A 14,670-nucleotide genomic window follows, 5' to 3' on the forward strand; every position below is an offset into this window, starting at 1 on the left:
TGGCATATCCTTTTCTCAGATGAGAATTGCGGCGCGTGAACAACGCCATGATATGCCGCCCCTCAGGGGCCATCACCAACTTTTAGCTATATCTCCCATTCCGGTGGCTGGATTTTTTTTGGCTTTCTGTGAATTTTTCACGCTATATATTCATCGATTCCGAAGACTACTTTCAGGAAAGCCGAAAACATGCCCCTAGCCCCCAACGTTTATGACGCCGATCCGATCCCCGAATCCGCCCGCACCGAGGTCGACAGGATGCTTAAATCGGGTGATCTCTTTCGCTATACAGCGCCGAAAAATGCCCCCGTCACCCTGCTTGAGGCAGAGTTTGCGGCTTTGCTTGGCTCGAAATACGCCTTGGCTGTCTCGTCCTGCTCAGCCGCGCTTTTCCTTTCGCTCAAGGCGCTTGGTCTGCCGCGTGATGCGCGGGTTCTGATCCCGGCCTTTACATTTGCCGCCGTGCCGTCGTCGGTCGTGCATGCCGACTGCGTGCCGGTGCTCTGCGAGGTGGGTGAGAATTACCGCATTGACATCAAGGACTTCGAGGCGCGCCTTGCGGACAACATAAGCGCCGTCATCATAAGCCACATGCGCGGGCATACCTCGGACATGGATGCGATCCTCGCCCTTTGCGACGCGCGCGGCATTCCGGTGATCGAGGATGCGGCGCATTCGCTTGGCACCACCTGGAACGGGCGCAATATCGGCACGCTGGGGCGGATCGGCTGTTTCAGCTTTCAATCCTACAAGATGGTCAATGCCGGCGAGGGCGGCATAATGATCACCGATGACGCCGATCTTATTGCCCGCGCCGTGATCATGTCGGGCGCTTACGAACACAACTGGACCAAGCACATTGGCGCCCCCGACCCCTTGCTTGAGGCGGCATTTGCGTGCGCGCAGAACAAGTTTCCGCTTTATAATCTGCGGCTTAATAATCTGTCGGCCGCGATCATCCGTCCACAGCTTCCTGAACTTGCGCGGCGTGTCAGCCAGGGGCGCAGAAATCACGACTATGTCGCCGAGCGTCTGAACCTGTCGCCTTGGCTGAGCGTGCCTCCCAAACTTGGCCCGGAAGAGCGCGCCCCGGATTCGATCCAGTTCAACCTTGTCGGGCTCAGCGATGAGCAAACCCGCGCCTTTGCCGATGCCGCCTCTGCGCGCGGCGTCAAGGTTCAGGTGTTCGGGCAAAACGTCGATAACGCTCGCGCCTTCTGGAACTGGCAATTCATTCCCGGTGAGACGCCCCATCTGCCGCAGACGCGTGCGATGCTGATGCGGGCCTGTGATACCCGCCTGCCCGCGCGGCTGACCACGCCCGAGCTGGACTTGATTTCCGACGCGCTTGTCAGTTCCGCAGAGGATGTGATGGGTGTTGCACGCGCCTACGGCACTTAAGGCGGCTCAATCAGAGCAACACAAAAGGCCGCCTGCATCCCCGCAGGCGGCCTTTTTCCCTGAGTGGTCAACACGCCGGATGGCTTATTCGGACCGCCCTGCTTCGATCGAGATTTTCACGTCGATTTCATCGCTGACATAGGGCGCGAACTTATCGACACCAAAGTCAGAGCGCAGCAATGTCGTGGTGGCATCGAACCCCATCCAGGGCTTGCCATTCATCGGGTGCGCCTCAAGGCTTTGGTTCAAAGTCGCGTTCAGCGTGACCGATTTCGTCATGCCGTTCATCGACAGATCGCCGGTGATTTTGGCCGTGTTGTCGCCGGTCACTTCGATGGCGGTCGAGGTGAAGGTAACCATGTCGCCCTCAGAGGCGCCAAAGAAATCCTCGGTCATGAAATGATCAAAGCGTTTTTGCCAGCCGGTCATCATCGACATCAAAGGCATCGAGACAGTAACCGACGAGGCCGCAGGATCTTCGGCGTCAAAGCTGATCGAGCCCTCAAAGCCCGAAAACATCCCATAGGTGGTCGAGAAACCCAGATGGTTGTAAGAAAACACAACTTGGCTGTGGCTCGGATCCAAGGTGTAGTCTTGCGGAGCGGCAATCGCCCCGGTCGTGGTCAGGGCAAGAGCCGCTGCGATCAAAGTCTGTTTCATTATCAAGAGCCTCCAGGCGAGAAACGTACAAGTCATGCTTATACACTTCGCCCCGGTGGCCCAAAATCACAATTACGTAGATTCAAACAGGGGCTGTGAACTGGCGAACACTCGCCGGTTCAGGCGGCAAAGCTTAACGCTCGGCGCAGGGCGCGTTCCGTCGCGCGGTCATTCACAGGCAAGGCCACGACCTGACGACCCGAAAAATCGCGCGCTGTCAGAACATGGTCACGCAGGGACAGTTCCGCCAGATCGTCAAGCGCATATACCGCAACCCGTCGCGTGCGCCCGTCAAGCCCGGTCTCTATCACACGAAGCTGGCGGCGCGTGGTATCGATTTGCACTTCGGGTGCGATATCTTCGGGATCGAGGGTGGAAAAGCACATCGCTCCGACACAGAACAGGGACAGCGAAAAGACCAGCTTGATCAGCATCATAGCCGCATCATTCGCGCCCGTTGACACAAGCCAGATGCCCGCAGAAGACAACAAAAGCACGCTTCCAAGGAACCCCTTGGCGGCACGGCGGAAGTCCTTCTTCTTCGTCTTTTTCTCGGACATTGCGGTGTTGTCATGAAAGCTGTGAGGCGCATGTGTGAAATCACGCGGCAAATCCGGCAAGGCAACCATGTCTTTATCCTTTCCACTCGAACAGGTACAACTTGGCCGCAAAACGTGCCGTAAATGGGACAAACCCAAGGCATTCCTTCGACCCGGTCAAACCGGCTTGCGCGTCGACCGCATCCATCGTATACGCGCCGGACCTTTCGTAATCGTTATGCACCGCGCAGTCTCTCGTGGATGGGCCGCGAAAGGGTCTTGTCCGTCCTATGAAATGCGCCTTGATAGAAATGGAGAAAACATGCCGCTATATGAGCATGTCATGATCGCGCGCCAGGACCTGTCCACCGCGCAAGCCGAAAGCCTTGTTGAACATTTCGGCACCGTGCTGACCGATAATGGCGGCACACTCGTTGAAAGCGAGTATTGGGGCGTCAAGACGATGGCCTACAAGATCAACAAGAACCGCAAAGGCCACTATGCCTTTCTGAAAACCGACGCCCCGTCGTCGGCGGTTCAGGAGATGGAGCGCCTGATGCGCCTGCATGATGATGTGATGCGCGTTCTGACCATCAAGGTCGATGAGCACGCCGAGGGCCCCTCGGTGCAGATGCAGAAGCGCGAGGAACGTGGTGAGCGTGGCGAACGCCGCGAGCGCCGTTAATCCATCACTTGAAGAAAGGACTATAACCAATGGCTACCAAACCGTTTTTCCGTCGCCGCAAGGTCTGCCCCTTCTCGGGTGATGATGCGCCGAAAATTGACTATAAAGACACGCGCCTGCTGCAACGCTACATCTCTGAGCGTGGCAAGATCGTGCCGTCCCGCATCACCGCAGTCTCGGCTAAAAAGCAGCGTGAACTGGCCCGTGCCATCAAACGTGCCCGCTTTCTCGCCCTGCTGCCTTATGCCGTGAAATAAGGAGACATTGATATGCAAGTGATCCTTCTTGAACGCGTGGCCAAGCTTGGCCAGATGGGCGAAGTCGTTGACGTAAAGCCCGGCTTTGCGCGCAACTATCTTCTGCCGCAGCGCAAGGCGCTCTCGGCTTCGGCCAAGAACATCGAAGACTTCGCGAACCGCAAATCGCAGCTTGAGGCACAAAACCTCGAGACCCGCAAAGAAGCCGAAGCCATGGCGGACAAGCTGAACGGTCAGCAGTTCATCGTGATTCGCCAGGCCTCTGACAGCGGCGCGCTTTATGGCTCGGTCAGCACCCGTGACGCGGCCGACTCGGCAACCGAGAACGGCTTTACCGTCGAGCGCAAGCAAGTCGCGCTGACCAGCCCGATCAAATACCTTGGTCTGCATGACGTTATCGTCACACTGCACCCCGAGGTCGAGGCGACCATCGTTCTGAACGTTGCGCGCTCTACCGAAGAAGCCGAGCTTCAGGCGTCTGGCAAATCCATTCAGGATGCCGCCGCAGAAGCCGAACAAGCCGCCGATTTTGAAATCGCGGAACTGTTCGAGGATATCGGCGCAGCCGCATCGGACGACGATGATCTGTCAGCGATTGCCGAATCCGTCGAAGACGACGCGAACACCTGAGGCGAGCACGCCGTTGCGTTCTGAAAGCCGCGCGCCCTGACTGGCGCGCGGCTTTTTTTGTTGACAAAACGTCGCAGGCACCCCACTCAACTGTCGGGAGACTGCTACATCTGTTTTGTTCCGAGTGTTACCGAGACCTCCGTTCGCGTCAAAAGCACACCGATCCCCCTTGATTGAAATGCGGGGGTATAGTGGTATCGTAAGCAACCAACTCACAGAACTGGGAGATTCGGTTGGAACATGAACAAGAGATGGAGGATCAGGGGTAACTTCACGGTCCCATGGCGAAATGCAAAAACGCATCGACCTCATAGATCTGGCAAGCACGCCAGAGTGTCAGCGCGACTATGTCGGACACCTAAACAAGCTGTGTGACACGCTTGGTGTTGAGCATGCGACCTATTTCGCGGCAAACCCGATCTCTGGAAAGATGCATGGTTTCACCACCTATCCTGACGACTGGAAATCTCATTACGTCGCAAATCGCCTTCAGGAATACGACCCCACCTTGAATTCAGCTTCCCGATCGGTCGCACCGGTCGACTGGCAGCGCCTGATGCGCGACCCAAATTATGACCGTGTATTCAAAGACGCCCATGATTTCAAGCTGCCCGAGCGGGGCGTCACGGTGCCAATTCGCGGAATGTTCGGTGAAATCGGACTGCTGTGTGCCTGTAGCTCAGTGCCACAGGCCGAATGGATCAAGCTGAAACGCGACATTCTGGGCAGCCTTCTCAACAACGCCGTCCACCTGCACGACGCGGTGATGAACTCTGATCCACTCTTGAAAACGCTGCGTCAACCAAAGCTTTCGTCGCGGGAAATCGAAATCCTACAATGGGTTGCAGCGGGCAAGTCCCAGCAGGACATTGGCGACATTCTGATGATATCTTCTCGCACTGTCGAAGTTCATGTGCGTTCAACCCGCGAAAAGCTATGCACGATCAGCACCGCGCAGGCTGTTGGGCGCGCAGTCAGCCTCGGATTGATCTACCCCGGTTGAATTCACCAAAGAGATGTGTCAGGTTTGTATCGCCGGTTTGAACAAACGTTTTCGTGAACATGGCCGCACTACGGGATTTCCCTAATTTTTAAAAAATGAAATATCGGTATCTTCGTCCCTCTAGCACTCACATTGGGGAAGAAAAACCATGATCCTTGTAATCGACGCTTTGAACCGAGACCGGTTCCAATCTGTTATCGACGATATGTTCCAACTTCGGGCCCGTGTCTTTCAAGACCGCATGGGATGGGATGTGACGGTCGAAGACGGGCGCGAATTTGATATTTTTGACAACCTCGATCCGGTCTATCTCGTCGCTCTGGACGACTCATATAACGTGATCGGGTGTAATCGCATGCTGCAGACCACTGGTCCGCATATGCTGACAGATGTGTTCCAGGATATCCTGATGGGAGAACCGCCCTTGCGCAGTGCCACGGTCTGGGAAAACACGCGGTTTTGCATCGACACCGACCGCCTGAAACAGCCGGGATCCACGCGCAGCGTTTCCGCCACAGCCTGTGAGCTGATGGCCGGCATTGCCGAATACGCCTACGAATCTGGCATCTCGGATGTGATCAGCGTCGTAGATCCGGCCATGGACCGCATCCTGAAGCGCTGTGATAATGCGCCCCATGGCTATCTCGGCCAAACCGTTCAGATGGGTAAGACAAAGGCACTTGCCGCGCTCAGCGATATCACCGAAGAGCGCATTGCCCGCATTCGCAATTTCGCCGGGATCACCGGAAATATCTTTGCTGACGAAGACGAAGTTGCAGATGCACTTGCCGCGCGGTCCACTGACGACACGATGTCGCCGGACCTTCGCGACTATTGCGACGAACAGATCGCAGCCGCTACCACCGAACACGAAAAACGTGCGGCAGTGGCGCTTCGAGCCGCCCTTGCGCAAACAATTCGTTCCAGCTCAGACATTCGCGCTACCCCCCAATAAGCGCAGTTACTCACGGACAGAACGCACACCCTGATCCGCTCTGCAGCGAAAGAACGAAAAAGGGCCGCTCGGTTTCTCCCCAGGGCGGCCCTTCTTTTTGTAGTGACGCCGACGGCGATTATTCGTCGTTCATGGCCTCGATGGCTTTTTCCAGGTCGTCCTTGGAGATTTCTTTTTCGGAAACCTCGGCCAGCTCAACCACGAAATCAATCACCTTGTCCTCGAAGATCGGTGCGCGCATCTGCTGACGCATTTGCGGGTTTTTCTGAACGTATTCAAAGAACTCCCGCTCGTGGCCCGGATATTGACGCGCCTGGTTCATCACCGCCTGGGTCATTTCGGCATCGGTCACTTCGACATTTGCCTTCTGGCCAAGCTCTGCCAGAACAAGCCCGAGACGCACCCGGCGCCCGGCCAGTTTGGTGTGCTCATCGGTCACTTCGACCTCGGGGTGATCATGGCCCTGAACCTCGGGGTTGTCCTCGTGCCAAAGCTGATGCGCGATCTGCTTGGCCTCGGTTTCAACCATCGTCGGCGGAAGATCGAAGCTGATCTTTTCGTCGAGAACGTCAAGCAGGTTACGCTTGAGGATGGCGCGCGAGGCACCGGCATATTCCGCTTCGAGGCGTTCGCTGATCTGGGCCTTGAGACCGGCAAGATCTTCTGCGCCGTATTTCTGGGCCAGCTCGTCGTCGATCTTGGCGGCAACCGGCTTGCGCACGGCTTTGATGGTGCAGTCAAACACCGCCTCTTTACCTGCCAGATGCTCGGCCTGGTATTCCTCGGGGAAGGTGACCGTGACGGCCTTTTCTTCCTCGGCCTTCACACCGACCAGCTGCTCCTCGAAACCGGGGATGAAGCTGTTGGAGCCAAGCACAAGCGGGTAATCCTCGGCGCTTCCGCCTTCAAAGGCTTCGCCGTCAACCTTGCCGACAAAGTCGATCACAACCTGATCGCCGTCTTTCGATTTCACGCCGGCCTTGCGGTCTTTGAAATCCTGTGCGCTCTCGGCCAGATTGGCCAGCGCCTCGTCGACGGCGGCATCGTCGGCCTTGACCACCAGGCGCTCAAGCTTGATGGTTTTCAGGTCAATTTCCGGGATTGGAGGCAGAGCTTCATAGCTCATCTCGACTTCGACGTCGTCGCCTTCTTTCCAGTCCTTGTTTGTCATTTTGACATCGGGCTCAAACGCCGGACGCTCTTTCTTTTCTTCGAAGTGCGCTTTCATGGCGTCATCGACGGTTTCCTGCATGGCTTCGCCAAGCACCCGGTCGCCGAATTGCTTTTTCAAGAGTGCCAGCGGCACTTTACCTTTGCGAAAACCTTTCATCTCGACATCGGGCTGGGCTTCTTTCAGCTTGTCCATCACCTTGGCGTCCAGGTCTTTGGCCGACAGGGTCATCTTGTAGCTGCGCTTTAGGCCTTCGTTCAGGGTCTCGGTGACCTGCATTGTTCGTCCTCATCCATTGCAATCGGGCCGCGGAGGCGTCCGCAGCGGTCAAAATCAGGGGTCGTTCTAGGTGCGCAACGCGCGGCTTGCAAGCAGAGTCTTTTGTGCGCGATCCCGCCAGCATCGAAACCCCGCAGATTATCCCCAAGAATGAAAGGCAGCACTGGGCCGCTTGACGCATCAGCCTTCAGGCAAGGGTCGCCCGTAATCCTCCAACCCCGACGCATTCACCCTTGCGCGTGACCCGCCTCACCCCGCGCTATCGGGCATTATTTTGCTGCGAACGTCGGGCCATTTCTGCACGATCCTGCCGGATCAGGGAAATTCCGCCGCTCAAACTTTATTCTGCACCATGCGCCACCACCTGACCGGTATCGTCAACTGTCAAAGGCGACGTAAGAACCTGCCATTGGGGCGGAGCAAAAGTAGGCCAGCTTGGGGCGTGCGCCCTGGAGCGTGTGGCCCTCAATCAGCAGGCACGGTCCAAGGCGCATCGGCCGTCAGGCCAATTGTTCATTTATCAGGTTGAAGGATTAGCGAGGCGTGCGCGGCTTTGGTCGAGGCGTTAGCGTTCGCCATTCATTTCCAGGATGTTAACGTGGTGGGTCAGCCGGTCGAGTAGCGCAGCGGTCAGGCGCTCTGGGCCGAAGGTTTCCGTCCAGTCTTCGAACGGCAAATTGCTTGTGATCAGAGTTGATCCTCTGGACGGCTGGCGGGATCAGGCCTGGTTCTACATTCGCCCCGAATGCTGGAAAGCCATCCATGATGAAGGCGATCCGATCGAAATGGCCCGCCTGCACGGAGAGGGAGACCTGCTCAAGACCCAAGCGGGCACGGGTCGTCACCCGGCGGAAGTTGTTTGATCGCTACGCGCGCGGCAAACCGACTTCACTGAGGATGCCCCGCTGTTTGATCTCTGGCGAACCCATAGTCAGGCCCTGTTGACGATGTGGGAAAAAGATCCTTTCCCGATCATCAACTTCAACAGCTCTCCGACGGATTATGCACGCCAGATTGCAGCTTTGTCTTGTCCCTCATTGATCACCTTGATGCACGAAGCGCCTCGTCATCATTTACCTGAGTCCCTGAATTTCATCCAGTTTTGTGTAGACCTAGGGGCTCAGGTTAATCTCTGAAACATACTGTTTCCACAGCCAAGGCGCGATCAGGACAATTTTGCCCAAATTATGCCAAAGTATCCCAGCAAATGGTTTCAGCATTAGATCGCCAATTAATAAGAGAGGTTAATGCTGTGTTCAGTGAATACGCGAGAAAGAATGACGCAACAGACATAAACGGAAGCAGTAAGCCAAGGTCGCAATCAAGACATGACAAGTTTCCTGCGCTCATTGATCAGACAGAAATTGATGAAGGCTGCCACCCGATTACTCTTTCAAAGCTCCGCAAGTGGATATCCAGCGTGACTGGCAGGTAGTGAAGCGCTAGGCACGCACCGCTTGCTCCGGCGCTTCAAAGACGCCTAAAGATACGCATCAACGGTAAAATGCAACTAAAGCGAGATCATCAGACTGCAAACTAGTCGAAAATGCTTGATGAGCTCTGGCCTGGCCCTTACTGCGTGACGTCGGCACATTTCAGACAGAATGACAAACTTTAACCGGAAAGCAGACCCATTCCTTCCCTAAGATTATGTGACAATACTACTCGTTTAAAAGATAACAGAAATTTAGACAGGTCAAATCATGAGGCTTTCTGGAGTTGATCAGCCGAAAGACTCGGCTACGGCGGCCGACGCCAAGCTGCTTCAAAACCTGAAAGACTATACTTGGGGCGCATTCGCGCTGCTCTGGCAGCGTCAGGCCATCTATCTTGCGACCACACTGCTGACGGCTTTTTACTTTGATGCTGTCAATGCCGCGATCTTTTATTGCACGATCGTCTTTTGCGAACTTCAGGATATCATAATTGCCAGACGTGTTAGACGGCTGCACGTAAATCAAAAGCGGGCCATACACTCCAGCCTGGTATGGATTCTTCTGAATACGATCCTAAGCTCTGCTGCAATCTGTCTCTATGCCGTATCCGTTGCCTTCAAACAGGAACTCGGTGGCCATTTCACGCCATTATTCTTTCTTTTTGCGGCTGCACTGTTTGCTGCCATGAACAACCACCAACTGGTGCTGGCGTTGGGCATCAGGTTGGCAATGTACGGATTATCCTTTTTGGTTATCGTATTCACGGATATCTGGATATCGCAACCCAGCTTGGATTCAGAGCTTTGGCTGCACTTTTTCACGGTCATCTTTGTGATGTATTTTCTGATCGACTGTTCAATCGTCTTCCTGAGACTATATCGAAAAAATCTGGCACAGCTAGAGGCGCTCAGGCAGGAACATGAGCGAACGAAAGCCGCCTACATCGTAAAGTCCCAATTCATATCGACGGTCAGCCACGAACTTCGCACGCCACTTACCTCGATCAGGGGATCGCTTGACCTTCTGAATTCTGGCGCGATGGGCGAGATTCCGGAAAAGATGAAGAGTCTTCTGAACATGGCTGGCAAAAACAGCAAACGCTTGTCCAATCTGATCGACGATGTGCTTGACCTGCAAAAGATCGAAGCCGGGGAAATGAACTATCGCAGGGACGTCCTGAGCGTTCAGGCTCTTGTCAGTGAAGCGGTCAACAGCAACGTCGGCTATGCGACCGCGCATAATGTAACCCTTGTCGAGGAATGCCCCGAGGACACCCCCTTGGTGATCGAAGGGGATGAAACCCGCCTCATGCAGGTCATGGCGAACATGATTTCAAATGCGGCAAAGTTCTCCGAGGAGGGGGGAACAGTGACCGTTGGATACGAGAGCATCGGCGACAAGGTCAGAATTTACGTGAAAGACACAGGCTGCGGAATCCCCGACGGAGCAGAAAGCAAGGTTTTCGGTCGCTTTAGCCAGTTGGATTCTTCCGACCAGCGACGAGCGGCAGGAAGTGGCTTGGGAATGAATATCTCGAAAGAGATTGTGGAACACCATAACGGCATACTTGACTACGTAAGCGAAATTGGATGCGGGACCACCTTTTTCACTGAATTCCTCGCCCACAGAGTGCCACCAGAATTGCCTTGAGCATTTTGCATTTCACTCAATTGAACAGCTCAGCTTGAATTTGCGAGTACACGCAAAATCTTCTCTTGCCGTAAGACCGTTCAGACAGGTGTCGCATTCAGAATCATCGGTCCTTCTGGGCGCATCGTGAACGTCAGAACGGGACGTGGAATGGGAACATCGGTCAACGAAAATTCGATCTTGCGCAGAACACTGGCAATCAGAACCATGATTTCGGTTTCCGCATATTGTGCGCCAATACAAATCCTTGGTCCGGCTCCGAAGGGTATGAACTGACCACGAGGAAACTTGTCGGTCAGAAATCGACCGGGCCGGTAGAGGTTCGGCTCTTTCCAGAGTTTCTCGTTGCGATGAAGTGAATAGACGGGAAAGAAGAGTGCATCCCCCTTCTTGAACGTAATGCCCTTGATCGTCAGGTTTTCCGCGGCATCGCGGGCAAAAAATGCAGCCGAGGGATAGAGACGCAGCGTCTCATTGATATGTGCCCTCAGCAGATCCATTTTCTGAATATCGTCAAACGTCACAGGCCCGTCGGGACAGATGGACAAAATCTCCTCTCGAATCATCGTTTGCACCTCGGGATACAGCGCTAAAAGATAATATCCCCAGGCCAGCGCATTGGCGGATGTCTCATGCCCTGCGACGACAAATGTGAGCAGATTGTCAACCGTAGTCGCGATATCCTCATAGTCATCGTCCAGCGCCGCAATCATCAAGTCCAGGAAATCCTGCGGAATGTCCCGGTTCTCCTCACGCCTGTTTTCGATGACCTGCCGCGCAAGAATTCGCATATTCGTAACTGGCTTTTTACTCCGCAACCATTTCCGCCGCGGAATCCATTTCGGCAACCGCATAAGATCAAAAAGCGAAATCTCTGAGATGTATTCGAAGTATATCTTCAGCCCGGCCCTTATTTCTTCCGCCGACACCTCTTCGTTGCCGGAAAAGATGACCCGTGAAATGTTCGTAATGGTGGATGCCGGCGCCATTTGTGTGACGTCCACAATCCCGTGCCCTTCGCATAAGGAATCCGCCACCTCGATGCCGGTTTCAGCGAAATGTGTTGCCAGAAGGGGCAAGTTCCTTGCCGCAAACAAGGGGGAATACCGCTGACGCTGTTTTCTCCATTTTTCGCCTTCAGCCAAGATAAGACCGTTGCCGACGGCCGAACCGATGATGTCCTTGGTGAATTTGGCCTTCGGAAAGTGTCTGCCACTACCGACCAAAAGTTCCGTAATAATTTCGGGATCACAAATGTAGTGAATATTCAAAGGCCCCCGAACATAGGTTTCGACCGAGGTTTCAATTGGAATGACCTCGAGCATATTTCGTCCGGCCAGCCGCGCAAACTCCATCAGCCCGACGGGTTTTGTTGCAAGCTTGGCCGCAATTGGCACCGCCTCAAATGACACTGGTGTCGTCATCATCACCCCCACCCCAAATTGCCAACCATTGGCTTTTGCTTCCCCCTCGACACCCCCATATGAGGGCATTGCAAGACTCAAGCATAGCCACTAGGAAAATTCGGAAACGTTTTCGTTAACTCAGCCCAAAACATCCAGTCAGCGATACAACAGTGCCGTGGGGCTCATCCTTATTACTTTCGCAATCAAAGCGAATTCCAAAGGAGTGTTAACCATGCTCGTCATGTTCGGCAAGGGCAGCAGAAATATCCGAGCAAATGGTCGGTGGTCTTTTGTGGGTGTTTTTGAAAGTGCAGCCTGTCAGCGCTCAGTGGCAAGCTGGAGCTGGAAAACTGTTCTCGCGAAAAATCTACTCGACGTTCAGATAGTTGTCTTCACCAAAGAGTTCTCTCAAAACGCGTTCGTAAACCCGCTTTTTCCCCGTTTTCTGGCGGTGGTAATCGCGGTCAAAATCGAAACTTTTCGCATAGTCGTTCTTTCGCATCTCGGCTTCAAGAGCCTTGGCGCAGTCAATGGCTCTTTTAAGTGCTCCGGTCGCGTTGCTCCGGGACAACAGGCGCATCGATACCGGCTCTCCTACCAGGACTTCTACACGCTCATCCGTCACATGCTGTCTCAGTTGCGCGCCTATCATCTCGCCAAGAGTCACTGTTCCAAGTATGGAATCCGTTACCTTCCGGCCATGCAAAATAACTAGGAAAACGCCACTGCCACGGTATGAGAAAACAAAATCCATGTCATCCGCTGCGCCTTGAATGCAAGATGCCACGTCCTGGATGGCCTCCCGAAAACCTTCACAACCAACATGGTGATAAAAGAGATCGGCATCCTGCAATATGACTGAAATGGCTTGTGAACCAAACATCTTACGCCGCGCGAGTTGGGCCGCGTAGTTGTCAAATTCGATATATCGGAGAAAGTTCTTCAACCCCTTGAGTGAGATTGGATCTTCGAAATCCATTTGCTGGATAGTTTCCAGCTTGCATTTGAGATCGCTTGCGCATTGCATGCTTTTTTCGGCTTCGCGGCGCGACTGTACAAGACTATGCGCGCACTTGATGCGGCTGCGAAGTTCGAGAAAGTCGAAGGGCTTGTTTACATAGTCAGTCGCACCTTCCACGAACGCATCGTCAATATACTTGCGATCACTCATGGCGGTGAGCATGAGAACGGGTGTCTCTGTATATTCCGGAATTACCCGCAGCTGCCGCAGGAGCTCGATGCCGTTCATATCCGGCATCTGGATATCAAGCAGGATACAGTCGAACGGTTTTTCAGCGCCGTTGATTACGTCAAGTGCGGAGGCTGCATTGCTTGCAGTTGAAACTTGATAATCTTCCAGCGTTTCCAGTGCTGTTTTCACAACCTCCAGAATGCTTGGCTCGTCATCTACGACCAAAATTCTGCAACCTGGTTGCTTTTTAGCGCGGATTTCCATTTTGCGTTGGAAACGGCTATTTCCTTCAATAGACATTATATTCACCCACCGGCCGTTTGATACGGATTAGTGGACCATTAATCATTTATAATTGTGATCAATTTGAGGCCTAAGATAGTCTATTCTCCCTAAATTTTGCTGAAAATAAGGTGAAAATATAGCATTGTCTTTAAGTGCCAAACAATACAGGGCATCAGCCCGGCATTGTCTTCCAAAGTTCGCGCCGACCGAAAATCTTTGATTGAGTCACTCAGGATATAAGATCGGTGACCTTGAACAAAACACACTGGCTCGCGGTCCCGTCGATGGAAAACTTTGCTCCTATGGGCGTCGCATTCACACCCAAACGCCGGGCCCACCGAGCCCATAAAGCGGGCACGATACCCAGAACATGCGCTGCACCATTATCCATGGCAGTCTGGCACATTGACCTAAACAATAAAGTCTGGACCCTTTGACGCTGTTGCGCAGGAACGGAATTTGTAATGAAGAACCGGGTGGCTTCCCATACACTATGCTCTACCGGGGCCTCAAAAAAAAGAATGTCGGTTGGAATATCTTCCAACAGGCCCATCTGTGCATCTCTGATCATATAGCTGAAGGGGCCGCATTTGGCCGTGGTGGGAACCATGCGAACGCCGCCAAGGACTTCACCGAACTGATGAATTACAATCCAGCGACAGTATGGCGTATCGTACTGGTCGAATTCCATTCCGTCGGATTCTGAGACATGCCAGCCGAGTTGGTCCAGGAAAATCAATTTCCTGACTTCAAGGTATTTTACCAACAGCCCGCCATATTCAGTCATATTTCGAAACGAAATGGTCGTTGACCTGATGTGATCGACGGGCTCCCCGGCAACCTTATCGTTTCGTTTCGTAGAACTGTTTACTCTATTCTGCGAACGTTCATGCCGATCGTTAACATCAATGTTTTCAGTTAGCGGCGCAGTTGGTGGAAGTGCCTGTGCCCGGAAGGGCGACCACGTACGATTCATAGACTGCTCGTCACTTTTTTGCCTTAATACGGTTTAACGTTGCAGTTGTGAAGTCCGACACCAACACATTCTACCGGAAAAGTTGAATCGCAACTTGCTGTTGCGGCTTCTTGGCCACACCGAACCCCTCGCCTTTATGGCGAGT

General features: G+C 53.8%; 15 protein-coding genes and 1 pseudogene. 9 read left to right on the top strand and 7 right to left on the bottom strand.

The window, feature by feature from the left end:
• Both BUB78_RS20910 and BUB78_RS10895 read left to right on the top strand, forming a co-directional pair.
• On the top strand, positions 1-199 hold a 199-nt coding region (locus BUB78_RS20910; protein WP_220084001.1), incomplete at its 5' end, for a hypothetical protein.
• Positions 190-1,401, top strand: coding sequence for a DegT/DnrJ/EryC1/StrS family aminotransferase (locus tag BUB78_RS10895; protein ID WP_073198069.1), 1,212 nt, complete (start codon positions 190-192; stop codon positions 1,399-1,401). The genes BUB78_RS20910 and BUB78_RS10895, both read left to right, overlap by 10 nt.
• Before the next feature lie 84 nt (positions 1,402-1,485).
• Here BUB78_RS10895 and BUB78_RS10900 read toward each other — a convergent pair whose 3' ends face one another.
• The gene (locus BUB78_RS10900) at positions 1,486-2,061 is read right to left on the bottom strand and encodes a YceI family protein (RefSeq protein ID WP_073198071.1); all 576 of its coding nucleotides are present in this window, start codon (positions 2,059-2,061) and stop codon (positions 1,486-1,488) included.
• Between the two features lie 119 nt (positions 2,062-2,180).
• Positions 2,181-2,690 (bottom strand): hypothetical protein, encoded by a 510-nt coding sequence (locus BUB78_RS10905; RefSeq protein ID WP_073198073.1) that lies wholly within the window; start codon positions 2,688-2,690, stop codon positions 2,181-2,183.
• Between the two features lie 232 nt (positions 2,691-2,922).
• On the opposite strand from BUB78_RS10905, the gene rpsF reads away from it, so the two are divergent.
• The 5 genes from rpsF to BUB78_RS10930 all read left to right on the top strand — a co-directional run bounded on the left by rpsF (position 2,923) and on the right by BUB78_RS10930 (position 6,130).
• On the top strand, positions 2,923-3,285 hold the full coding sequence (rpsF, locus tag BUB78_RS10910; protein WP_073198237.1) for a 30S ribosomal protein S6: 363 nt from the start codon (positions 2,923-2,925) through the stop codon (positions 3,283-3,285).
• A gap of 29 nt (positions 3,286-3,314) precedes the next feature.
• A complete protein-coding gene (gene rpsR / locus BUB78_RS10915) occupies positions 3,315-3,542 on the top strand; it encodes a 30S ribosomal protein S18 (RefSeq protein WP_039002053.1) in 228 nt (75 codons plus the stop codon).
• A 12-nt stretch (positions 3,543-3,554) separates the two neighbouring features.
• The gene (gene rplI / locus BUB78_RS10920; RefSeq protein ID WP_073198075.1) at positions 3,555-4,172 is read left to right on the top strand and encodes a 50S ribosomal protein L9; all 618 of its coding nucleotides are present in this window, start codon (positions 3,555-3,557) and stop codon (positions 4,170-4,172) included.
• A gap of 289 nt (positions 4,173-4,461) precedes the next feature.
• Entirely contained in the window at positions 4,462-5,175 is a 714-nt protein-coding gene (locus BUB78_RS10925; RefSeq protein ID WP_245813444.1) for a LuxR family transcriptional regulator, read from the top strand.
• A 205-nt stretch (positions 5,176-5,380) separates the two neighbouring features.
• On the top strand, positions 5,381-6,130 hold the full coding sequence (locus tag BUB78_RS10930; RefSeq protein WP_245813446.1) for an acyl-homoserine-lactone synthase: 750 nt from the start codon (positions 5,381-5,383) through the stop codon (positions 6,128-6,130).
• Between the two features lie 118 nt (positions 6,131-6,248).
• On the opposite strand, the gene tig is transcribed toward BUB78_RS10930, so the two are convergent.
• Positions 6,249-7,580, bottom strand: coding sequence for a trigger factor (gene tig, locus BUB78_RS10935; protein WP_073198080.1), 1,332 nt, complete (start codon positions 7,578-7,580; stop codon positions 6,249-6,251).
• A gap of 565 nt (positions 7,581-8,145) precedes the next feature.
• A pseudogene (locus tag BUB78_RS10940) lies at positions 8,146-8,283 on the bottom strand (ATP-binding protein); the annotation flags it as partial.
• On the opposite strand from BUB78_RS10940, the gene BUB78_RS10945 reads away from it, so the two are divergent.
• Together BUB78_RS10945 and BUB78_RS10950 are read left to right on the top strand one after the other, a co-directional pair.
• Positions 8,264-8,443: a hypothetical protein gene (locus tag BUB78_RS10945; RefSeq protein WP_139279313.1), complete on the top strand. Its 180-nt coding sequence runs from the start codon at positions 8,264-8,266 to the stop codon at positions 8,441-8,443. The pseudogene BUB78_RS10940 and the gene BUB78_RS10945 sit on opposite strands and share 20 nt — an antisense overlap.
• A gap of 840 nt (positions 8,444-9,283) precedes the next feature.
• A complete protein-coding gene (locus BUB78_RS10950; RefSeq protein ID WP_073198085.1) occupies positions 9,284-10,666 on the top strand; it encodes a sensor histidine kinase in 1,383 nt (460 codons plus the stop codon).
• A gap of 80 nt (positions 10,667-10,746) precedes the next feature.
• Here the strand turns inward: BUB78_RS10950 and BUB78_RS10955 are convergent, their stop codons facing one another.
• The 3 genes from BUB78_RS10955 to BUB78_RS10965 all read right to left on the bottom strand — a co-directional run bounded on the left by BUB78_RS10955 (position 10,747) and on the right by BUB78_RS10965 (position 14,336).
• Positions 10,747-12,159 carry a cytochrome P450 gene (locus BUB78_RS10955; protein ID WP_245813447.1) on the bottom strand — a complete coding sequence of 471 codons (1,413 nt, stop codon included), beginning with the start codon at positions 12,157-12,159 and terminating at the stop codon, positions 10,747-10,749.
• Positions 12,160-12,439: 280 nt separating this feature from the next.
• Positions 12,440-13,564, bottom strand: a complete 1,125-nt coding sequence (locus BUB78_RS10960; protein WP_084732833.1) for a response regulator — start codon at positions 13,562-13,564, stop codon at positions 12,440-12,442.
• Between the two features lie 214 nt (positions 13,565-13,778).
• Positions 13,779-14,336 (bottom strand): acyl-homoserine-lactone synthase, encoded by a 558-nt coding sequence (locus BUB78_RS10965; RefSeq protein WP_084732834.1) that lies wholly within the window; start codon positions 14,334-14,336, stop codon positions 13,779-13,781.
• Positions 14,337-14,670 lie beyond the last annotated feature (334 nt).

This window comes from Roseovarius marisflavi, assembly GCF_900142625.1.
Taxonomy (GTDB): domain Bacteria; phylum Pseudomonadota; class Alphaproteobacteria; order Rhodobacterales; family Rhodobacteraceae; genus Roseovarius; species Roseovarius marisflavi.